This window comes from Echinicola shivajiensis, from assembly GCF_018642165.1.
Taxonomy (GTDB): domain Bacteria; phylum Bacteroidota; class Bacteroidia; order Cytophagales; family Cyclobacteriaceae; genus Echinicola; species Echinicola shivajiensis.
This window is the reverse complement of record NZ_JAHHZM010000003.1, coordinates 171946-193736: the sequence shown is the minus strand read 5'-3', so window position 1 is coordinate 193736 and position 21791 is coordinate 171946. Positions and strand designations below refer to the sequence as shown.

Below are 21791 nucleotides of genomic sequence, written 5' to 3'. Positions count from 1 at the left end.
TATGGTGAGATCGAAAACAGAGCAAAGCGACTGATTAAAAAGTAGTTTCTGATCGTAATAGATAGGCTAATGCATATTTCTGGAAAAAGCTCCTTTTACTTGGTTAACGATTACATATTTTGAGAACCACCATTTATGATCCATGGCATTAGCCACAGGCAGAATCGACCTCAACCACTTCTGGCTGCTAATGCTAAGAATTTTTACACCTCTGTACCCTGGGCGGCACAGGCTTGCCCAGGGCTCTCTACATTTCTCCCCTTGGGGAGAATGCTCTTTAAAAATCATCTTGATTTGAATATTTTTAATGCGTCAGGCCTTATGATAAGCTTACTTGAAAACAATCGGGAATATTTCATCTTACTTTGAGACAAACTCAAAATATCATTCTTCTCCTTTAACCTTCAATACCAATCCTTGACCTTTTCCGGTTTTAACAGCTTTTTTCTCCATATCTTCTAACTCCACTTTCCTTTCACCAGCATAGGCTGTAAAATCATTCCCATCGATTTCTACGTGCTTACAATGATCTAGGGAAATCATAGGACGGTCAGTCTGTGGGAAAAAGTCCCTCTTCCCCATTCTTATGGTATTGCCCTTGAAAACCAAACCATCTGTGCTCACTCCCTGCAAAAGGGCATCATTGATCAATACAAATTCATTATCAAGAATATTGATATTGCTGTGTACATATTTTCCCTTTTGAAATTCCAAGACCTCAGGTTTGATGGCAATGGGATAGGAATCAGGAAAGGAATTATAGCCACATTCAATGAATTGGTTATTACGGATGGTCACATCTTTTACTGGTCCTGATTCATACCAGAAATTACAGTCATTGGCAATTAATATGGCATGCATTCCTGTTCTGTAAAACACATTGTTTTCTACCAAAATCTTCCTTCTGCTGGTCAGCAAAAGCCCTCTGGTATTGGTATGTTCAAATCGGTTGTTTCGAATATGCACCGATGGAGTTTTGCTAATATTCTCCACGCAATGCTTCTCCCCCAATGCAGCTGGAACAGCTCTATCCAGACTCAATTCCAATTCCCTAGGATTGATTTTTTTCACCTCCCTGACCTTGGCATAATCATAAACCTCCAAATTATCATTATTGACAAAGCCAATGGAATCCCCCGCCTCAAAAGCTATCAGGTTCCAGGTTTGGTGGTGCATAAATCTCACCTTGATCTTATCTTTCCCATGATCCACTACCCTCAAATGCGTGCCGTGGATATTCACAGGGTCATCATGGGAACCTGAGAAAATAGAGTTCTCGATCTTTACCTCACCATAACAGCCAGAAAAATGAAGGAAATCTGCAAATCCGGCAATTACCCTTCTGCTAGATTCCCTAGGCTGAGCATGAATGCCATTGACATGGATATTTTTGGAAAACTGGCTGAGCATCCCCAGGCCATGCAAATAATGAAGGCCAATATTCTCAAAACTTAAATTCTCAGAAAAATTATTCAATACCCCAACACAGTCCCTATAAGTATCCCTAAAACTCAGAATATCCCCTTTGTTCAATTGTGCATTCTTAAAATCAAAACCCTTGAACATGATCCTGTTTTCGCCCAAATCAAAAGCTTGGCTCTTCTCCATAAACTTGGACTTTTCATAGTACATGGTCTCTGTTTCGGGATCAAAGCGGATGACATGCAGGTGTCCAGCTTTCCAGCCTTCTCCATACCATTCCACCTGCCCCTCATTCACGCGGTATTTGCTATCCTTATGTACCTTTACAATGGCAAAATCATCGCCCACAGTTTCAATTTGAACCTCTGACATGCTTGGCCTTTCATAATCAAAATTCAAGTCCTTGATCTTAATATTTTTACTATGATCCAAGGCCAGGTGAACCATTTTTCCATGACTGACAATAAGGGCTCCATTCCCCTCGAAGCTCAGGTTCTGCATATTCTCCACCAAAATACCAACAGTCTTTACCTTACTCAAAGTATCATCTTCTGTTGCATTGGAAACATAATATTCCTTTCTCTCCGCTCCTTCCGGCCACAAATCAATACGGCCTGAAGGAAACTTAATAATGGCACTATCATACCGAGCAGCATCTTTCAATGCGGCCTGAATACCCTTAACGGCATTTTTATAGGAATTAGCTTCAACACCATAGTCCTTAAGATCGATAATTGTTTGTGCTTGAAGAAAATTGAAAGGTCCAGAAAGGATCAACAGCAATAGGAAAGCCCTTAAAAATGGCATAGGTTAATCTGTTTGGTTATTGGTTTTTGATAAATACTGGCGAATCTGCAAAATTAGAGATTATTAAAAAAGCTTTTATGCTGACTTTGTTTAATTAGGCCCTATCAAAACAACCTATAAACCCCAATCATAAAATAAAGATCGGAATATTTTCATACTGGATTCAAGGAGACATTGCTTGCTCTATTACCTACTGATCTGGAATAAATACGGACAAGCCTCACTTTAGGCTTACTTTTAAGATATCATGATGGGCGGTGAGATAAAGGTACTTTTCATCTGCGGTAAATGTACAGTTCGAAGTAAGTTGCCCTGTATGTATCCTGGCCAGGGCTTTCCCTTCCGGACTAAAGATCCATAAACCTCCCGGGCCAGTAGCAAAAAGATAGCCTTGGCTGTGATCCTCCATCCCATCTGGCAGGCCATTGGCTCCACCGGGCGCTATCAAATCAGTGACATCATAAAACACCTGCTTATTGCTCAATTCTCCTGGTCCTGCCAAATCATACTGATACCATACTGCATGCTTTTCATCCGAAACAGCCACATAGAGTTTATCTTCCTTTGGAGACAGCGCTATGCCATTGGGCCTGGAAAGGCTGTCTAAAAGCAGCAGTTCACCGCTATTCAATAAGCAGTAAACACCCTGAAAATCCAGTTCCTTGCCTATAAATTCAGGTGGCAAACCATAAGGCGGATCAGTAAAATACAAATTCCCTTCTTGGTCAAATACCCCATCATTGGGAGAGTTGAAGCGCTTACCATTATACCTGTCCACTAAAGTTTCAAAATCTGGTTTTGGCGCATTCAGCCCTGCCTTCATCCTAGCTATTCTCCTATCCCCATGTTGCATCAGGACCAAATCCCCTTTTTGGTCAAATAATAAACCATTGGAGCCAGGCTCATTACTATAGTTTCCTTCTCCAGTATAACCTGAAGGTTGCAAATAAGTGCTGGTATCGCCTGCTGCGTCAAGCTTATAGATTTTGTTTTTGGGAATATCAGAGAATAGCAAATATTGTCCTTCCTCCACCCAAAGCGGGCCCTCGGTCCAGGTAAAACCTGTCGCCAAAAGGCTTATTTCAGCATCTGGAGAAATGATTTCCAAAGCCTCGTCATCCAAGATTTCTACAGAATAGGGATTGGATCCCTCCTCTTCAGAGCCCATATCCAAAGCCTTTTCTTTTCTGGATTCATTGGACTTTCCACAAGCTGATATTAGCAAAATACAAGCGATAAATAGAATAGGATTTACTTTCATTTTAGGCAAATATTTGAGTGATGATAACAATCAAAAACATGGCTGTAACGCCAAATATAAAGGTCCCAGCAGTCTGTACCTGGTAACCTTGTTTTACGTTCATTCCAGTAAGTTGGGTGAGCACCCAAAAGAAACTGTCATTCACATGAGAAGCCACAGAAGAACCTGCACCAATGGCCAATACTGTCATGGTCTGCATAAAGGGATTATCCAGGCCCAATGCGGGCATTAAGGGAGCACAAATGGAGGCAGTGGTCACCAAGGCAACCGTCGAAGATCCCTGGGTGGTTTTTAGGCTGGCAGCCAAAAGAAAAGGCAAAAACAGCCCCCATTTCATTCCATCAAAACTGCCTGTGATCACTTCCGCAATACCTGAGTTTTGGAGCATTTTCCCAAATATCCCACCAGCTCCTGTGATCAGTATTATAGGGGCAGCCACTCTCAGAGATTCCCCTATCCAACCCTTGGAAGAAAACACCCTTTCATCCAACTTTTTAGGCAAGGTCAAAGCCAATAATACCCCTACAAATAAGGCGATTACCGGGGTACCCAAAAAGGTCAAAATATTTACCCAGAGGGATGGCCCTGCATTTATACTGGGGTATTCCAGTACCGATTTAATCAAAATCAATATCAGGGGAATCAGTACTGCCAAGATGGATTTCCAAAGCTTTGGTTCTTCACCGGTCTCCACCACAATATCCACTTCCACAGGCAAATTGATTTTAGAAGCCACCCTAGTTGCATACCAATAGCAGGTAAAAAGAGACAAGCCACTTACCAAAATCCCCCAGCTGATCACATCGCCCAGATTAGCCCCCAAAATCCCTGCAGCGGCAATTGGCCCGGGAGTGGGCGGAACCATCACATGCGAAGCGGTCAAGCCCATGGCCAGGGCAGCAGTGGTTCCGGCAAATGACACCCCAGCCTTGGAGGAAAGCATCTTGTTCAAGGGGTTCATCATCATCAAGGCACTATCTGCAAACACCGGTATGGAAAGAAAATACCCGGTCAACATCATGGCCAAATGGATGGACTTTTTTCCTATTATTTGAAGAATTCGGTTGGCAATGGCCAAGGCCCCTCCTGATTTCTCCAATATGGTTCCAATGGTCACCCCAAACAGAATAATCAGGCCAATCTTTCCAAGGATATTGCCAAAGCCATTATTGATGGCATCAAGTATCTGTTCAGCACTCATTCCTGAGATAAACCCATAGCTCAGGGCAGTGATGAGTAGCATAAAAAAAGGATGTACTTTAAACTTGACTATGCCCAACACCAGAATGGTCAGGGAAATAATCAAAGCGATCAAATAGGTCATGGGTTTTAAAGGTTATGGGTTATTATGTTATTTATCAATGATTTGGGCTTTAGACGTGAAACCAAGGATTATCCCCACTTTCAACTTCATACTCCCACCTCGGACTTCTGAATTCAAACTTCTACCAGCTATAATTTTTTACTAATTCATTTTATCCGACCTGCATATTCGAAAGACAGAAGCAGTAAAAAACAACCTGAATTTTCTTGGCTCACTTCCATTTTTGAGCCAGAGGCTCAGACTTAGCAAGTACCAAGTCAGAGACTTGGAACTTGCTTTGAGATCAGAGATTATCCCCACTTCCCACTTCGTTTCTTAAACTTTGCACTTCCAACTATCTTTATTCTTTACTCTTTTTTCTTAAGTCTATTACCTAATGTCTCACGTCTTGGTACCTGATACTTGCTACTTAATACTCCAATTTACCATTCGGCAAAATTCCCATCCTTATTTCTCCAAATGGGATTTGCCCAATCATGGCCAATTTTCTGACCTTCCAAGAGCTTCTCTTCATTCATTTCTACTCCCAATCCCGGTTTATCAAAAAGCTTGACATATCCATCTTCAAGTTCGAATGCCTCTGGATTCAGCACATAATCCAATAGGTCAAAACCTTTATTATAGTGTATTCCCAAACTGCTTTCCTGGATAATGGCATTGGCGGAAACAAAATCTACATGCAAGGCTGAGGCAAGTGATATAGGCCCCAATGGACAATGGGGAGCCAAAGTGATATCATAGGCTTCTGCCATGGCTGCTATCCTTCTGACTTCGGAAATTCCACCTGCATGACTTAAGTCTGGCTGGATAATGTCCACTACTCCCTCATGCAATAATTCCTTAAAATCCCATCTTGAGAACATCCTTTCCCCAGTGGCAATGGGAATGGAGGTATAGCCATAGATATGTTTTAAGGCTTCATTATTTTCTGACAATACTGGTTCCTCGATAAAGAGCGGTTCATATTCGGCCAGTTCATCTATCAGCCTTTTAACCATGGGCTTATGTACCCTACCATGAAAATCCAAGCCTACGTCCAGGTCATAGCCAAAAGTCTCTCTGAGCAATTTGATATTGTCCACCACATTTTTCACATCCTTCATGGAAGCTACCCAGTCCATTTCCCCAGTGGCATTCATTTTCACCGCCTTATAGCCGGCATCTACCTTTTCCTGGGCCTGCTCCAATACCACCTCTGGATGGTCTCCGCCTATCCAGCAGTACATTTTCATTTTTTTGCGGACTGCCCCTCCCAAAAGCTCAAAGACTGGCACATTAAGGTATTTTCCTTTGATATCCCATAAGGCCTGATCAATCCCTGAAATAGCACTCATTAAAATTGGGCCACCCCTGTAAAAACCTCCTCGGTACAATACTTGCCAGATATCCTCTATTTCATTGGCATTTCTGCCAATCAGGTACTGTTCCATTTCCCGCACACAAGCCTCTACTGTCGCCGCCTTCCCCTCGATTACCGGCTCACCCCATCCTACTATTCCCGACTTGGTGGTGATTTTTATAAAGAGCCACCGTGGTGGGACTTTGAATAATTCTATACGTTCAATCTTAAGATCTTCCATGATAAGTGTTTAATTTTTCCACAAAAGCCCTGGCCATGCTTTCAATATTGCCTTTGCTCAATTCTTCTTTTTTGATAGCTGTCAAAACACTGCCCAATCCTAGTCCCAAAGCCCCCGCATCCAGCCATTCGCACATATTATACAAATCAATCCCCCCAACAGCAAAGAACTTTGCCTCATCAAATGGGCCTCTAATGGCCTTCAAATAGCTGGAACCAAAATTTGAGGCAGGGAATAATTTGACTATATCCGCTCCTAAATCCACTGCATCGCCAATTTCTGTTGGAGTCAAAGCGCCCATTATAATTGGGATATGGTTGTCATGGGCGATATTAACCAATTCCGCTTGGGTATTGGGAGACACTAAAAACTGTGCTCCAGCTTTTATGGCCTTTTCGGCAATGGACGCATTGGTAACTGTACCTGCTCCAATGAGCACATCGGGATATTGCTTTCTATTTTCTTTGATCAGCAAATCAAAACCCGGTGTATTTGAAGTGATTTCCAGCACCCTTATTCCGCCTGCAACGAGTCCTTCAACGATTGTTGGGACATCCTTTTGGGCTTTTGTACGCACTATGGCTATTAGCTTTTCCTTTAGGATAATATCTCTTATTGCTTCTCTACTCATATTATTTGAATGCTAATCCTTGCTGGCTTTAGGGTTTTCGATCAAAGACTTTTGGTAGTTCTTCCAGGTATCTTTTAAATGCTTTCTCATGGCCATTTCTGCGGCATCTGGATCTTGTACAGTTATGGCCTTCAAAATATTGCCATGGTGTTGGAGCATATTGGTTTTCTCTGCTTCCAAATCCCCATCAGCTGGCTTGGCAAAGACATTGACTTTGAACTTGGGCATCAAGCTAAAAACAGGGCTCAGCAGTAATTCAAGCACATTATTACCAGTGATGGTCAATAGGATTCTGTGAAATTCATTGTCCAATTCCGCCTCCTTTTTCTTCTGCCCCAAAGGACATCGCTGCATTGCCAGCATATTTTTCTCCAATAATTGGATATGCTTATCATTTCGCTTTTCCGCAGCTTCCCTAACTATTTGAGGTTCCAATAACTGCCTGGTTTCAATGGTCTGCAAAATCAGGTCTGTATCTGAGGAAAGTTCAAAAAACATGTTCAAAATTTCCGAGGCATTCTGCACACTTACCTCTGTCACAAATGCCCCACTGCCCTTTTTCACCTCTATTATTCCCCGCGCACTCAGTATTTTGATGGCCTCCCTTATGGCTGTACGGCTGACATTAAATATTTCGCACAGGGCATTTTCCGTTGGTATTTGCTGACCGGGCAAATACTTCCCTTCTCGAATGGAACGAGTAATCTCATCGACAATTTGCTGGCTCAGGGATGGCTTCTTCCCTATCTGCTGAAACATATGGCTTTACAATTTTTCATAAGATATAAATTTGTCATACATCATACAAATTAAGTGATAAAAACAATGATCTAGCCCTTCTCCAGTCGACATGAATAAGATCTTTTATAGATTGACAAAAAGGCCCAGTCGCCAAAACAGAAAGACCTTAGCAGGCTTTTAAATCTTTGCAAAAAAGAAAGGAGACAAAATATTGCCTCCTTCATAGCCACAAACTTATTTTACACTATTATATAATTAAGCTTTTTGCAAATCCCTGTGCTTATTCAATCGTCTTTTGTTCTTTCCATAATAATGGATTCTCAAAAAGGGTTGACGGGCACTGACATACATGGACACCCTCAACCTGTAAACGTCATAAACGAGTACAATAATTAGAAAAAGGCATACAATATAAAACACATTATAGGCAATATTCAAGTAGATCAAACCTGCAGAAATACCGCCCAAAAGATAAGATGACATAATAGCCAATTGTACTTTTGCCTTACCCCTCAACTCCTTATTTTCTCTATATTCCTTTTTGGTAAACATGGAAAACAAAATACCCAAATCAGTAGTCAGCCCAGTCAAATGGGTAGTTTTCACGGCTGAATTAGATATGCTAGCGGTAAGTCCATTCTGAATCCCCATGGCAAAAAGCATAAGTCCCACCAAAATTTCTGTCTCCACCAGGCTTTCCTTATAGTAAAACTGTATATAACTCCCCACTATCAGCAAACAGATAATTTCCAATATGATAGGAGCAGCATGTGCCAGATAGGTATGGGTTTTATTGAAGTTTATTATGAGCAGGTTCGCTGTAAACCCACCAAAAAAGAACAATAAAATCCAAGATGCTACCACCCCTGCCTGGTACCAATTTCCCTTTGCTATCTCCTCCGCTAATACCGCATAATGTCCTGTAACATTGGAGGTAAAAGCAAAAAAGATGATCACTGAGATGACATTAACCATCCCTGCAGAAAAGGCTGTCAATGCTCCCAATTTGACGTTATCAGCCAAAGTTCGACTATTACTAAATTTTCTCAGCATGACTATTGATTCATTATTTTCTTGAAAGTCATCTTTACAATTCCCCTGGCTTGCAGGTCCGTATTGAAATGAATTTCCATGGTATCCACTGTTAATTTTTGGATTTGATAGTGCTCGATACTATCAGCATGACCAAATAATTTAAGCACATGCCCCCTCCCTTTCAACCTCCAAAAAAGAGAAGAATGCTTCCCGTTCTCGCCTTCAAGACTGATTTTTCCGTCTGGATAAAATTTCCATGTTTCAGCCTCATGAAAGGCCAGCTCCCTGCTTATTTCCTTTTTAAGCTGATCTGTAATGCTTTTTGAAATGCCCCAGAATTCCTGATCACCTGTCTCATCGAGTTTTTCAAATTCCCAAGAAACTTCCTTCCACTCACCCAATAATTTATTATCAGGGCTTATATCATTAGCCATCAAACTAATGACCCCACTTGTCAGCAATACTATAATCCCAAGATAAACAAGGCTCACTCTCATAGTAGCTAAGTTTATATTGATGATAATTGGTTAAAGAAAATCCCGGAAAGCTCATCCCGTTCCTGTTTGAAATTCTCCCCTAAGCTCATCCACTTTACCTTAATCAAATTGGTGCTGGACTTATTGATAAAGGGCATCAAGTCAAAACTTCTTTTATGCCTTGGTGAAAAATGATAATCTGTCAAAGCGTAAATTTCATCAACCTGATTGGCCTCAAGGTAATTTTCGAAAGCTCTTCTATTATAACCTGAAAAAATATCTACAGTTAGTTCTATTAAATTCGAATCGTATTTGCTGATAAGCATCTGGCAACTTGCACGGAATTCATCCGTCTCCAACTCTTCCAATAATTTCTTCTTGGAAAACAACAACAAATCCGTCATAGAATCAGGTAATTCTAAGCCATGGACCAAAAGAATTCTAAGTTCGCAGTCACTATTAACACTGAGGGCTGATTTCACAACATTCAGCGACTTTACATAAAAGTCAGTAGGAATAAGTATCGTTTTCTTCTTCATCTTATCATTTTCATTGGATCAAGGGTAAATTTACCCCCTAACCATTAGAATCATCTAAGGATGAGATTAAGATAAGATTAGAATTTACTTATTTATGCTTCCCGTCAAAAACAGACAGGCTGATCTGCACTGTTGTTCCTTTATTGGCAGCTGAGGACACCGATAAATCCCCCTTATGAATCTTAACAATATTTCTGGCCAAGGGCAATCCAATACCATAGCCTTCATAATTCTTGGTATTAGAAGCTCGGAAATAGGGATCATAAATAAACTTCAGTTCTTCCTCTGGAATGCCAATCCCATCATCCTTGACAATTAAAATGATCTCCTTATCAGCAACTCCCAAGGCAACCTGAACAGGTTTTCCATCAGAGTATTTACAGCCATTGAGGATAATATTGGATATGGCCAAATGTAAGAGGGCCTCGTTGGCATTAATTTTCAGTAGTTCGGGATTTTCAGGCAATAAGCTGAAATCCAAACATATTTTACTTCCTGGATTGATTTTTTCACAGGTATCAATAACATCTAGAATCAACTGATCTATCCTAAGTTTTTTAAACTTCTGCACTTTTCCATCAAAGCCAGTCTGAGCCAGTAGCAATAGTGCTTTGGTTTTTTTGTTCAGTTTTTCAGCTTCCTCCAATATCGTCTGTAAAGAATTGATATATTCTTCAGGTTTTCGAATTTTGCTTAAAGTCACATCTGCTTCTCCTATAATGGAAGTCAGTGGGGTGTTGAGCTCATGGGAAGCATTACTGATAAAGTTCTTTTGTGTTTCAAAGGAAGTTTCCAAGCGGTTGAGCATATCATTAAAGGTTTGTGTCAACTTACTTACCGTATCATCATTCTCCTTAGGTGCCGCTAAGCGGAGATGAAGATTATCGGAACTGATCTCCTTAACTTTATCTATAATATCATTGATAGGCTTGATGATTCTCCTGGAAAACATAATGGAAACAACCAAAATAATAATCAGGGCAATCACCAGGGAGGTGAACAATAAGTTCCTCAAATAAAGAACATGATGGGTAATAAAGTAGTTTTCTGCGGAAACAATCACTAGGTAATCCTCATTGGAAGTAGAGGTATAAACTGTTCCATAATAATAAGTCCTTTGATCATTATAATTGGCCTTACCTTCTGTCAGGACCTCATCCAAAAAACTTACTTTATATTTAGAAAGATCACTATTTAATGGAAGTTCTTTCTTTCCCTCAAGCGGATAAATCCTAATCTCTTCATCTTGGAGTTTTTCCAGGTATTCTTGTCTGAGCTCCTTAATGATATTGACATCACTTTCACTCTCTAACTGTGACTTGGCGGTGGTAATTGCTCTAATCTCCAAACGCTTATAAAAATCAGTAAAAGCATAGTTGGATATGGAATAATAGATAAAACCACTAAAAAGTAAAGTATAACTTACAAAGATGACAATAAGGATATATATGATCTTATTCTGTACTTTCATTCGCCTTCTTTTAACACATAGCCCATTCCGATTACCGTTTGAATCAAACGACTTCCCCCGTATTTCTCCATTTTTTTCCTCAGATAATTCACGTATACATCGACTACATTTGTTCCCATATCAAAACCAATTCCCCACACTTCTTCCAATATATCCATTCTTGAAAGTACCCTGCGTTGATTTTTGACCAGCATCAAAAGCAATCTATATTCTGTGGATGTCAAAGAAATTTCCATTCCATCCCTTAAGACCGTCTTGGATTCATCGTCAATCTCTAAGTCTGCAAATCGGTAAGTATATTCACCCTCTTCTTCTTCAGGAGCATTTTTAAATCTGGATCTACGTAACAAGGTCCTTACCCTGGCCTGAAGTTCCATAAACTTGAAAGGTTTGGCCAAATAATCATCTGCACCAGAATCCAGGCCTAGCACCACATTTTCGGTACTCCCCAAGGCTGTCAAAAAAAGAATCGGGGTATCCAACACCTTCGTTCTAATCTCCTTACACAATTCAAGGCCATTGATGGAAGGTAACATGATATCCAAAATAATAAGATCGAAATTACCGTTCATAGCCAGATCCCTACCGACTTTTCCGTCCATTGCTAAGGTCACCTCATAACCAGACTCGGAAAGTCCCTTGTTTATAAAAGCACTTACATGGCTATCATCCTCAACTAATAATATTTTCTTCAAAGCAAGTTTATGTTAGGGTCTCTACCTTTTAATCCTAAATTATTAAATTTTGCCAAAACCATTTTCACCAGTTTAGTAAGGTTAGTCTCCCTTCCCCATCCAAAGCATCAAACCTCTCTCCTCCATAAATTGCTGAAAAGATATTGAAACAAATTCCCCAATTATTAATAGAGGGCAATAATACTTTAGGTTATTAAATAGAATTAGACGATAAAGGTTTCTCAATAGTTATCTTTTTATTGAAATCTCTTTCTCCAAAGGCCATGTAAGTATGGGTGATTGTTCAATCCTCATTAAAAAAATTGACTGACATCGTGTCGAGAGCTGTGCCCGTCATTAATTGTCACGCAGTACAACTGCCGGGACAGCGTGTGGGATTTAATCATGGCATGACTTTGAGTCATGCCATGATTTTTCAAGTCTTCATACTAACTACTTGAGACTTGATACTATTTTCTTGCTACTAATTTTTACTTTTCAATACTGCTTGTACCTTATCCCAAGGCTCCACCTGATGGTTATCTGCCCACTCATTCCACAAAGCATCCATTTCCGCTACCCTTTCTGGCATCTCAGACGCAAGGTCATGTAGCTCTGTCCGGTCCTTTTCCATATTGTAGAGCTCCCACTTTTGGGGACCTTTATTGCTCCATTTCATCACCAGCTTATATTTCCCGTCCCGAACAGCCTTATTGCCTTCATGTTCCCAAAACAATGGTTTTTGGCGGTTCATCTCTCCTCTTCCACTAATCAAAGGCAGCAGACTTTCCCCAGCGAGTTCTGGCAATGCCTTACCATTCTTCATCGAAGGATAATTGGCTCCGGTCAAATCCACTAAAGTGCTCATAATGTCCGGCAGGTAACCATATTGGTTCACCAAGTTACCTTTATGGTCCTCTTCCATCCCAGCTGGCCAATGGACAATCAAGGGAGAGGAAATTCCTCCCTCATGAATCCAATGTTTGTATTCCTTAAATGGGGTATTGGAGGCATTGGCCCATGATTGCCCATAAGTAAGGAAATAGCCTTCCTCGGTTTCCAGTTGCTCAGCAGGACCTCCACCCATAGGACCTCCTTCTGCACAGGCGCCATTGTCATCCAAAAAAAGAATCAGGGTATTGTCCAGTTCTCCCTTTGATTCCAGGTAATCCACCAGCTTACCAATATTCTGGTCCATTCGGTCCACTTGGGCAGCATAGATGGCCATTCTCAAGGCCATTTCTTCTTTTTTCCCTTCACTTAAGTCCTCCCAATCCTTGGAATCCTGAGGAGACAAAGGCCATTCCTCTTGGATCAAACCCAGTGTTTTCATTTTGGCATATCGCTCCGACCTCAGGGCTCCCCATCCGTTTTTATACCGGTTCCGGTATTTGTCTATATCTTCCTCTGGAGCCTGAATGGGCCAATGGGGTGAATTGTAGGCCAAATACAGAAAAAATGGGGCTTCCCCATCCCCTTCGGTAGCATCAATAAATTGGATAGCTTGATCAGTAAATGCATCCGTGGTGTAATAGTCTGGATCATTAATCGAAATCGTATCGTTTTGGGATGTAATTCCGCGGGGATATTCTGGTTTAAAATAATTGGCCGCACCTGCTAGGATCCCATAATATTGATCAAATCCCCTTTGCAATGGCCACATACTTTCCTCACTCATCCCCAAATGCCACTTCCCTGTCATCAAGGTCCTATAACCTGATGATTTAAGCAGTTCAGCCAAGGTTATGGTATTTTGACTTAAAAAGCCCCTGTAGCCTGGCATATCATAATCATGGTGGTCATTAAGGGGTGGATTTGTCATATGGCCAATGCCTGTTTGATGCGGATGCAGTCCGGTCATCAGGGAAGCTCGGGTCGGACAACACCTGGCGGTATTATAAAACTGGGTAAACCTAAGACCGTTCTTGGCTAGTTTATCTAGGTTGGGCGTTTGGATCTCTCCGCCATAACAACCCAAATCCGAATAACCCATATCATCCGACATGATCAGGACGATATTGGGCTTTTTCTCTTGAATAGTTTCTTCAGTTTTACTAGCTCCACAACTAAAGTTGAGTACCGTCAGGGCAATGAGCCAATAACTAATCCTGTTTTTTTTCATTGATCGTTTTTATCGGTTATTTGAAAAGTTTTAGCCTAGTATTACTCCCACTAATCTCACGGATTTACATGGATGGAATTTCAAGAAATCTAACAGCTGCACTTTTCCCTATTATTTTTGGGGAGAATTGATTGTTTAAGGTAGTCCAATCGCTTTCGGATATTTATCGAGTTTGGCCTCCAATTCTTTGACAATGTTCGGTTCATCTGTGGCGATATTCTTGGTTTCCTTGGGATCATCTTGATAATCGTACAATTCATATTCTACCGCTTTATTTTTGTCCTTCATATGGGTCCATCGCACCATTCGATAACGATCGGTCCGGATAGCTTCTCCCAAATACCCTCCTCGATTAAACGCGTGATAGGCGTGGTCTTTGATGATTTTCCCTCCATTTTTTAAGGTGGGCATCAAATTGATTCCATCTATAGGCTGTGGCACATCTGGTCTATCCAAGCCTGCTAGTCCTGCCAAAGTTGGAAAGATATCCACTGTCTCAGCAAACTGCTTGGTACTGCTTTTTGCGGAAGTGACTCCTGGGGCCCTGAAGATGATCGGAATTCTATTGGCCTGTTCGTAATTGGTATGTTTTGTCCAGATGCCATGGTCTCCTAAATGCCAACCATGGTCACCCCAAAGCACTACAATCGTATTTTCATCGAGTCCCAGTCTTTCCAATTCTTTGAGCACCTTGCCTACCTGGGCATCCATATAGCTCAGGCTGGCATAATAACCATGAACCAATTTGCGCTGCAGATCCTTTTCAAACAATTCCTGCTGAGTGGGAATAGGAAAAAACTGGTTGATTTCACCTCCGTGTTTCATGGCAAAGCCAGGTGCATTTTCAGGACTTTTTTGATAATCCGCGAGAGGAAGGGTTTCAGGTTCATATAGATCCCAATATTTTTTTGGCACACTAAAAGGAAGATGTGGACGGGCAAAGCCTACTGCCATAAAGAAAGGTTCGTCGTCATGGCTTTTGTGGTAACGCAAACGGTCTATGGCATGACGTGCCACCCGACCATCTGCATAAGCCTCATCGGTAACATCAGGACTTTCCCAAGCTGCTCCCCTTGGCAGCTCATGATTTGGGGGAGTGTCTTTGATATACATCGGAGTATTTTCGAAATATGCCTCTTCCCTTGTCAACTGGCCTTGGGTACTTTCTGGATCCACATATTCGATCACTTTCTCCTTCCAATGGGGAATACTCCAAGAAACTTCATCATTGGTATTGCCATGACCTATGTGGAAGACCTTTCCCATGGATTCCGCCGTATACCCAGCTGATCTGAAATACTGGGGCATGGTCACTGCATCAGGAATTACATCCCTAAATTCCTTTCCGAAATTATAAAGTCCTGTGCTGGTAGATCTAGAACCCAAAATCAAATTGTATCGGGAAGACACACAAACCGCCTGATTGCAATAAGCTTGATCAAAACGCATTCCGCTATTCGCCAATTCATCGATATTGGGACTGATGGCGTGTTGATCACCATAAACCCCCAAATTGGGCTTCAGGTCATCGACCAGGATTAAAAGGATATTCGGTTTTTCTTGTTGGGCATGTAATGGACTAATGGCAAAAGACATTAAAGCCAGCAGCATCCCACAAGCTAAAAAAGTAAAACTCTGGTTTTTAGTAGTTTTCATTCTAATTGCTCTGTATTGGTTTTATAAATTATTTCTTATCAAAAGACTGTGCTTCATCAGGTCCAGGAATAGCATAATTTGGATCAATAGCACGGATATAAATCTCGCCATTATTCAGAACTTTCACCTCCAAGGGTACAATGGTCGTTCCCTGTTCATTGATAGTTTGGGCAGTTTCTCCCAAATCATGTTGCTGAATTCCTTCAAGGTCTACTGGTGGGACATTTCCATTATAAAAAGCCGTGCACCACCATCTCCCTTCTTTGTCCTGAAAAGGGGTGCCATGGCCCAAGAACCTGCCTACAAATTTCCTTGGCCCATAGGGTCCAGTAATATTGTCAGAAGTACAATAATAAAGGTTATAGGAGCCTTTCCGCATCTTGTCGGTGGACCAAGCCGTGCCAAAATGCACATATTTGTCTCCTATTTTTCTTAAGGTAGCACCTTCATGTCCAATCACTCTGTTGGCTGGATCAATGCGCTTAGGCTCGGCAGCCAATCCTTTAAAGCCAGGTTTAATAGGTGCAATAAATGTATTTCCCCAGAGCAAATACCAAGTACCATCATCATCTCTGAACAAACTCGGATCATGTTTATTCCGCATATCATCTCCCATAGGAAAAGTAAAAGGTCCGGACATGTGATTCCCTTCTGAAATGGCCAAGTTGGCCCCACCTTGAACTGGATCAGGAGAGGTGTGTACATAGATCCACTGCCCATTGACATGATATACTTCTGGAGCCCATAACCTCCAGTCGCTGGCAGGCTTTTCATTCAATTTATCCGGCATTTTTGTCGCCCAATACCCTTCGGCCAAATCGAATGGTTCTCCAAGGTATTCCCATTCAAAAAGGTCCTTGCTTCTCCAAACCCTGACCTTATGTCCCACAATGCTCGGGCTTCCAAAAAGTTCCCTATTTTGGGCATCCAACCCCGTATTATAGGGTTCTGTAGTTTCTCTAGGATCATTCGGTAAAGGAGTAGTTCCGGTCAAATAATAGTAACCATCTTTATCCAACAGAATATAAGGATCTCGGATCCATCCGTCTTTAAGGTAGATCGCTTGGTCATGTGATTCAAAGGCAGCCTTTTTATCTTGCTGTCCAAAAACAGGAACAGTCATCAAACAGCTTACCAAGGCCACAAGTATATTTTTCTTATTGATCATTTTTTCTTTTTTCAATCGTGTTGGCATTAGGTTTAGGCCCATTGGCTGGGTAAGGTTTATGATAGACTTTTTGCTGGTCCCCTTGCTCCTCCATCCATCTTTTCAATTGGCTTTCCATCTTACCAATTAAAGCTTGGTACTTGGCGTCATCAGCAAGATTGTACTGTTCATTGGGGTCATTGGCCAGATCATAAAACTCCATTTCTGGGCGGACAAAATACTTTTGAACAATAGCCGTTGCCAGTGGATTGTGAACAGCCTCTTCATCCCAGCTGTCCCAATAGGCTCCTGCCCCATCTTTCCTCAAAATATCGGAATGATTCGTATGAAGGGCATTCGGAACCAGGTTAATGATCAACTTATAGCTTTCATCCCGAATGCTTCTAATGGGATAGACATTGAAGTTGCCATCTCCGCTATGCGTGGTATAAATTAAATTTCTGAATTGGTCCGTTTTTCCTTTGAGTACATCCGTAAATGGTTTTCCATCCAAGTCAGCTGGAATCTTTGATCCAGAAATATCCAGCATGGTCGGCAAAATATCCACCCAGCTGACCATGGCTGCTGTCTTACTTCCAGGCTCAATTACTCCTGGCCATTTTACGATCAAAGGCGTCCGGATCCCTGCATCATAAAGATTCCACTTTGCAAAAGGCCACTGAGCACCATGATCACTGGTAAAAAGGGTGAGGATATTCTCCCCCATCATTTTACCCAAGTATTCCAAAACCTGCCCCATTTCACTGTCCATTCCGCTCACATCGGTATAATATCTCGCCCGATGTTCCCGAGTAGTTTTGGTGTCAATAAAATAGGGAGGCAAATCCACCTCTTCAGGGGCATAATCCATTTCTTCCGTCCACCAAACATGTGGCCGCCTATCTCCAACAAAAATGCAAACCGGCCCCTCCACTTTAGTAGAATCAAAGTATTGGCTGATATTCTGGTAAAGATTGACTTGCTGATCATGGTGAAAGTCAAAACCACATTTCTTATTTCCCCCATAGTGGGCCACCTTCCCAAAGGCATACACAGAATAACCGTTTTCTTTCAGGTTTTGTATCAGGTATGGAATCCCTTTTGTCGGAAAAGAATGATTGGTTTCTGCACCATTTCTGGCAGGCATCAAGCCTGTGAGCAAGGCTGCTCGACTTGGAGCACAGGATGGAGAAGCTACAAAGGCATTACTAAAGGTCATTCCTTCCTCACTCAGCTTTTCCAAAGTAGGTGTTTTGACCACTTCTGCTCCATAGACTGACACATCAAGATAGCCCAGGTCATCGGACAAGTACACTATCATATTGGGTTTTTCTTGAGCCTTAAGCTCAAAAGTCAAAGCTGTTCCGATAAAAAATAGAATCACTGCTAATAAATTGACTTTTAAAAAGCCTTGACTGCTGTGGTTGTGTTTTATGGTCATCTAGGGTTAATATTTTAATAATTTCTGGCAGGTGGCCAACCAAAAATCAACGGTTCTCTATATTTTCAAAGTTCTGAAATCAGGGACTTAAACAATCTTAATTTATATTCAAATTTTGCAACATTTTCGTCAATTGCCTTCAGAATACCCACTAAAACTCTATTGAGTAAGCTCAAACCCATGGTGCCGGTAAATACTGACACCATGGATTCAAAGCCTACTTACTTAGATTGAAACATCTTAATACCAATATCATGATACCAACATTAAGATATTGGCACTTTGTTTTCCTTTTTAATAGCCATCATTTTGGACCAGAAGTGGGTTGGCATCCAAGGCTGCTTGAGGAATTGGAAAAAGTATATGAGTAGGTTTGGCATTGGTGATACCACGATCGACCGCAGAGGAAACAAATGTCCCTATCCTTATCTGATCTTCCCTTCTTTTTCCTTCTGTATAAAACTCCCATGCCCGCTCATTGAGCAGGTGCTCCCTAAGCTGTTCAGTGGAAGTGAAATCACTCAATTGCAATGGATCTAAATCAGCACGGTCCCTGACCATATTGATAAGGTCAATAGAGGTTTGGTTAGGGCCATTGAGCTCATTAAGGGCCTCAGCCCTGCTCAGCAAAATATCCGAATAACGGACTGCAGGTACATCATTGCCGTGCTCATTGCCTAAACCATTGGGATCAGGCCAGTACTTGAAAGACCGGGTATTATTATTGTCCAATAAGGAAACCGTGTTGCCTTGTCCATTGACATAACTGTCAATGATCAGGTCCATTCTTTTATCACCTTCCTCAAATGAATTATAGAAGCTATCGTACAAGCGGTACTGTGCAGCCCAATTCCTCCAAGAGTTAATAAAGGTCAAGCCCGTTTTTGGATCATTTGCAAACCCACCTGGAAATGCACCATTGATATAGTTATTGCCTGGACCATTGGGGATTTGTGGGTAGGAAAGTATATATTCCTGATTTTGCTCATTTTCCACTCTGAAAAGCATCGCATAATCTGAATACAAACTGTATTCTCCCATATTTATTACATCCTCGGCCATATCAGCGGCATTTTGCCATTGTTTGGTATTAAGGTAGAATTTGGTCAAAAGCGCTCTGGCTCCGCCATTGGTCACTCTACCATAAGCTTGCTCTTCACCCGGAGCGGGCAAATCCGGAATTACTGCCAGTAATTCAGATTCGATAAATTGACGAATCTCCTCCTCAGAAGGTCTTGGAAGATATATTTCATCCTCAGAACTTTGCCTAATGGGTACTGGGCCAAACCAAGAATGCAAATAGTAATAGCTCAAAGCCCTAATAAACCTGGCTTCTGCAGCATAGGTACGCTTTAAATCATCACCAATTTCTGCTACCTCAACATTTTCGAGGACAACATTGGCATTTCGGATAGCCCGGTAAGGCTTCAGCCACATATCACCGTACATCCAACCTACAGAAGCATCCCAGGTAAAATTAATCATTAGGACTGCAGTTCGGTTTTCACCGCCTCCCGTTTCCCATTCGATGTCCGTGCACCACTCTTCTATATTACGCACACTATGATGCGAATACCCATTGAGGTATCCTTCTGCATAGGCGGCATCCAAAGTAGACTTAATCCCTTCCTGGGTCGTCAGGAAGTTTTCTGGAGCCATTTGAGAAAATAGTTCTTCGTCCAAGATATCCGAACAACTGCACAATATCCCCAAGCTCAGTGCGAAGAGTTTATATTTTAATATTTTCATAGTTTATCTTCTTTATTTATTGTTTTGCCTTTGTGCCATTGATTCATTTTTGGTTCTTTAAATAAATTATTTGCTCCTTTGAACATTGAAATGAGTCCCCCCATTTAAAAGCCATAATTAACTGGCTCAATATTCTGCAAAAACTATTTCTCCAAATAAGCAATCAGACAAGTTCCAATATTCACTTTGTGAGTATATAAGATTTACTCCACCTTTTTCCCTGATCAATGACCAAATCCTAAAGACATTCAATTTTTCAATAACCTTCATTTTGAACTAAATTTGGGTTAGAATCCATTGCTGCCTGGGGAATCGGGAATAACACATGTGTGTTCTTTGCAACTGTAACACCTCTATCATTGGCATCTTTGATGAGCATCCCCATTCGCTTCAGGTCCTCCCTTCTCTTTCTCTCAGAATAAAACTCCCAGGCACGCTCATCCAAAATATGAAGCCTTAAACTTTCCTTTGTAGAAAAACCTGACAACTCCAATTCATTGAGTCCAGCTCTCTTTCTTATTTGATTTAAAAGATCTATGGACTCTTGATTGGGGCCATTCAGTTCATTTAATGCCTCTGATTTGGCAAGAAGAATATCTGCAAACCTAATCTCAGGAATATCATTTCCATGGGAATTGCCCAGACCATTTGGATCTGGCCAATATTTAAATGAACGGGTATTATTATTCCCTAAAAGGGATACCATTTCACCCTTGGCATTAATATATTCTGATATTATTAAATTTTTCCTTTGATCTCCTTCTTCAAATGAATCATAAAACCCATCCAACAAGCGGTCTTGTCTTGCCCAGTTTCTCCAACTATTTAGGAAAGTCAAACCAGTCCTAGGATCCTGTGCAAAATTAATCGGAAAAGCCCCATTCATATGCTCATTCCCAGGCCCATTGGGTATCGCGGCATTCACGAAAATAAATTCATTATTATTCTCATTATGCACCTTGAAAAGCTCTTCAAAACTAGGGTACAAGCTATAATTCCCCATACCTATAAGTTCATCGGCTACCTCTACACATTCCTGCCACTTTTTAGTATTTAGCAAGAACTTACACAAAACCGCTCTTGCACTTCCTTTTGTGGCCCGTCCATAGCTTTCTTCCTGCCCTGGAGCTGGCAAACCATCAATACACGCCTCTAATTCTGAAATAATAAACTGCTCTAACTCATCTGAACTGGCCCTAGAAAGGGCAAGCTCATCAGTAGTACTGGTCCTCAGAGGAACGGTACCAAACCAGTTATAGAGTCGGAAATAGCTGATGGCTCTGATAAACATCGCATCAGCAGCTAAAAGGTCTTTGTCTCCCTGAGGAATCTCGGCATTACCAATATTCTCCAACACAATATTAGCATTTCGAATAGCTGTATATTGCGATGACCACATATTCATAAAGATATCTACAGATGGATCCCATGTGTAATTGATAAATAGAGAAGCTGTTCTATTTGCTCCTCCTCCGGTTTCCCATTCGATGTCCGTACTCCATTCTTCTGCGTGCAAAATAACATTTCCCCTGTTTCCAATTATCGCTTGATCTGCATAAGCTGAAAACAATACAGATTTGATTCCTTGCTCAGTTGTAAGGAAATTACCGGGTGCCATTTGAGAGAATATTTCCTCCTCCAAATGGTCAGAACATGAACCGAGGGTCATACAAACTGAAGCCAAGATAATGCTAAGTATTTTCATAGCTTTCATG

General features: G+C 41.3%; 18 protein-coding genes. All 18 read right to left on the bottom strand.

Going from position 1 to position 21791, the window contains the following annotated elements:
• Positions 1-66: 66 nt before the first annotated feature.
• Positions 67-288 (bottom strand): hypothetical protein, encoded by a 222-nt coding sequence (locus KMW37_RS07600; RefSeq protein WP_215224016.1) that lies wholly within the window; start codon positions 286-288, stop codon positions 67-69.
• A gap of 96 nt (positions 289-384) precedes the next feature.
• Positions 385-2229: a right-handed parallel beta-helix repeat-containing protein gene (locus tag KMW37_RS07595; protein WP_215224015.1), complete on the bottom strand. Its 1845-nt coding sequence runs from the start codon at positions 2227-2229 to the stop codon at positions 385-387.
• A 220-nt stretch (positions 2230-2449) separates the two neighbouring features.
• Positions 2450-3490, bottom strand: coding sequence for an SMP-30/gluconolactonase/LRE family protein (locus KMW37_RS07590; RefSeq protein ID WP_215224014.1), 1041 nt, complete (start codon positions 3488-3490; stop codon positions 2450-2452).
• Position 3491: 1 nt separating this feature from the next.
• Positions 3492-4814, bottom strand: coding sequence for a GntP family permease (locus KMW37_RS07585; protein WP_215224013.1), 1323 nt, complete (start codon positions 4812-4814; stop codon positions 3492-3494).
• Positions 4815-5236: 422 nt separating this feature from the next.
• Complete coding sequence (dgoD, locus tag KMW37_RS07580) at positions 5237-6394, bottom strand: galactonate dehydratase (RefSeq protein WP_246581390.1); 1158 nt, start codon at positions 6392-6394, stop codon at positions 5237-5239.
• Positions 6381-7025: a bifunctional 4-hydroxy-2-oxoglutarate aldolase/2-dehydro-3-deoxy-phosphogluconate aldolase gene (locus KMW37_RS07575; protein ID WP_215224012.1), complete on the bottom strand. Its 645-nt coding sequence runs from the start codon at positions 7023-7025 to the stop codon at positions 6381-6383. Before KMW37_RS07575 ends, dgoD begins: the two co-directional genes overlap by 14 nt.
• Before the next feature lie 12 nt (positions 7026-7037).
• Positions 7038-7784 (bottom strand): FadR/GntR family transcriptional regulator, encoded by a 747-nt coding sequence (locus KMW37_RS07570; RefSeq protein WP_215224011.1) that lies wholly within the window; start codon positions 7782-7784, stop codon positions 7038-7040.
• A 237-nt stretch (positions 7785-8021) separates the two neighbouring features.
• Complete coding sequence (locus KMW37_RS07565; RefSeq protein WP_215224010.1) at positions 8022-8819, bottom strand: YoaK family protein; 798 nt, start codon at positions 8817-8819, stop codon at positions 8022-8024.
• Positions 8820-8821: 2 nt separating this feature from the next.
• On the bottom strand, positions 8822-9298 hold the full coding sequence (locus KMW37_RS07560; protein WP_215224009.1) for a hypothetical protein: 477 nt from the start codon (positions 9296-9298) through the stop codon (positions 8822-8824).
• An 11-nt stretch (positions 9299-9309) separates the two neighbouring features.
• Positions 9310-9816 carry a hypothetical protein gene (locus KMW37_RS07555; RefSeq protein ID WP_215224008.1) on the bottom strand — a complete coding sequence of 169 codons (507 nt, stop codon included), beginning with the start codon at positions 9814-9816 and terminating at the stop codon, positions 9310-9312.
• A gap of 88 nt (positions 9817-9904) precedes the next feature.
• Positions 9905-11287, bottom strand: coding sequence for a sensor histidine kinase (locus KMW37_RS07550; protein ID WP_215224007.1), 1383 nt, complete (start codon positions 11285-11287; stop codon positions 9905-9907).
• Positions 11284-11982: a response regulator transcription factor gene (locus KMW37_RS07545; protein ID WP_215224006.1), complete on the bottom strand. Its 699-nt coding sequence runs from the start codon at positions 11980-11982 to the stop codon at positions 11284-11286. Before KMW37_RS07545 ends, KMW37_RS07550 begins: the two co-directional genes overlap by 4 nt.
• A gap of 463 nt (positions 11983-12445) precedes the next feature.
• Positions 12446-14083 (bottom strand): arylsulfatase, encoded by a 1638-nt coding sequence (locus KMW37_RS07540; protein ID WP_215224005.1) that lies wholly within the window; start codon positions 14081-14083, stop codon positions 12446-12448.
• A gap of 135 nt (positions 14084-14218) precedes the next feature.
• Positions 14219-15739: a sulfatase gene (locus KMW37_RS07535; RefSeq protein WP_246581389.1), complete on the bottom strand. Its 1521-nt coding sequence runs from the start codon at positions 15737-15739 to the stop codon at positions 14219-14221.
• 28 nt (positions 15740-15767) lie between these two features.
• Entirely contained in the window at positions 15768-16907 is a 1140-nt protein-coding gene (locus tag KMW37_RS07530) for a family 43 glycosylhydrolase (RefSeq protein WP_215224004.1), read from the bottom strand.
• On the bottom strand, positions 16897-18327 hold the full coding sequence (locus KMW37_RS07525) for a sulfatase family protein (protein ID WP_215224003.1): 1431 nt from the start codon (positions 18325-18327) through the stop codon (positions 16897-16899). Before KMW37_RS07525 ends, KMW37_RS07530 begins: the two co-directional genes overlap by 11 nt.
• A gap of 294 nt (positions 18328-18621) precedes the next feature.
• Entirely contained in the window at positions 18622-20076 is a 1455-nt protein-coding gene (locus KMW37_RS07520; protein ID WP_215224002.1) for a RagB/SusD family nutrient uptake outer membrane protein, read from the bottom strand.
• Positions 20077-20332: 256 nt separating this feature from the next.
• Positions 20333-21790: a RagB/SusD family nutrient uptake outer membrane protein gene (locus KMW37_RS07515; protein WP_215224001.1), complete on the bottom strand. Its 1458-nt coding sequence runs from the start codon at positions 21788-21790 to the stop codon at positions 20333-20335.
• Between the last annotated feature and the right edge of the window lies 1 nt (position 21791).

What these genes read in the sequence shown, in the direction of transcription:
- KMW37_RS07560 (WP_215224009.1), bottom strand. Translation starts at nt 9,298, where the DNA reads ATGAGAGTGAGCCTTGTTTATCTTGGGATTATAGTATTGCTGACAAGT.
- KMW37_RS07550 (WP_215224007.1), bottom strand. Translation starts at nt 11,287, where the DNA reads ATGAAAGTACAGAATAAGATCATATATATCCTTATTGTCATCTTTGTA.
- KMW37_RS07515 (WP_215224001.1), bottom strand. Translation starts at nt 21,790, where the DNA reads ATGAAAGCTATGAAAATACTTAGCATTATCTTGGCTTCAGTTTGTATG.
- KMW37_RS07525 (WP_215224003.1), bottom strand. Translation starts at nt 18,327, where the DNA reads ATGACCATAAAACACAACCACAGCAGTCAAGGCTTTTTAAAAGTCAAT.
- dgoD (WP_246581390.1), bottom strand. Translation starts at nt 6,394, where the DNA reads ATGGAAGATCTTAAGATTGAACGTATAGAATTATTCAAAGTCCCACCA.
- KMW37_RS07570 (WP_215224011.1), bottom strand. Translation starts at nt 7,784, where the DNA reads ATGTTTCAGCAGATAGGGAAGAAGCCATCCCTGAGCCAGCAAATTGTC.
- KMW37_RS07520 (WP_215224002.1), bottom strand. Translation starts at nt 20,076, where the DNA reads ATGAAAATATTAAAATATAAACTCTTCGCACTGAGCTTGGGGATATTG.
- KMW37_RS07530 (WP_215224004.1), bottom strand. Translation starts at nt 16,907, where the DNA reads ATGATCAATAAGAAAAATATACTTGTGGCCTTGGTAAGCTGTTTGATG.
- KMW37_RS07590 (WP_215224014.1), bottom strand. Translation starts at nt 3,490, where the DNA reads ATGAAAGTAAATCCTATTCTATTTATCGCTTGTATTTTGCTAATATCA.
- KMW37_RS07595 (WP_215224015.1), bottom strand. Translation starts at nt 2,229, where the DNA reads ATGCCATTTTTAAGGGCTTTCCTATTGCTGTTGATCCTTTCTGGACCT.
- KMW37_RS07555 (WP_215224008.1), bottom strand. Translation starts at nt 9,816, where the DNA reads ATGAAGAAGAAAACGATACTTATTCCTACTGACTTTTATGTAAAGTCG.
- KMW37_RS07575 (WP_215224012.1), bottom strand. Translation starts at nt 7,025, where the DNA reads ATGAGTAGAGAAGCAATAAGAGATATTATCCTAAAGGAAAAGCTAATA.
- KMW37_RS07600 (WP_215224016.1), bottom strand. Translation starts at nt 288, where the DNA reads ATGATTTTTAAAGAGCATTCTCCCCAAGGGGAGAAATGTAGAGAGCCC.
- KMW37_RS07535 (WP_246581389.1), bottom strand. Translation starts at nt 15,739, where the DNA reads ATGAAAACTACTAAAAACCAGAGTTTTACTTTTTTAGCTTGTGGGATG.
- KMW37_RS07565 (WP_215224010.1), bottom strand. Translation starts at nt 8,819, where the DNA reads ATGCTGAGAAAATTTAGTAATAGTCGAACTTTGGCTGATAACGTCAAA.
- KMW37_RS07540 (WP_215224005.1), bottom strand. Translation starts at nt 14,083, where the DNA reads ATGAAAAAAAACAGGATTAGTTATTGGCTCATTGCCCTGACGGTACTC.
- KMW37_RS07585 (WP_215224013.1), bottom strand. Translation starts at nt 4,814, where the DNA reads ATGACCTATTTGATCGCTTTGATTATTTCCCTGACCATTCTGGTGTTG.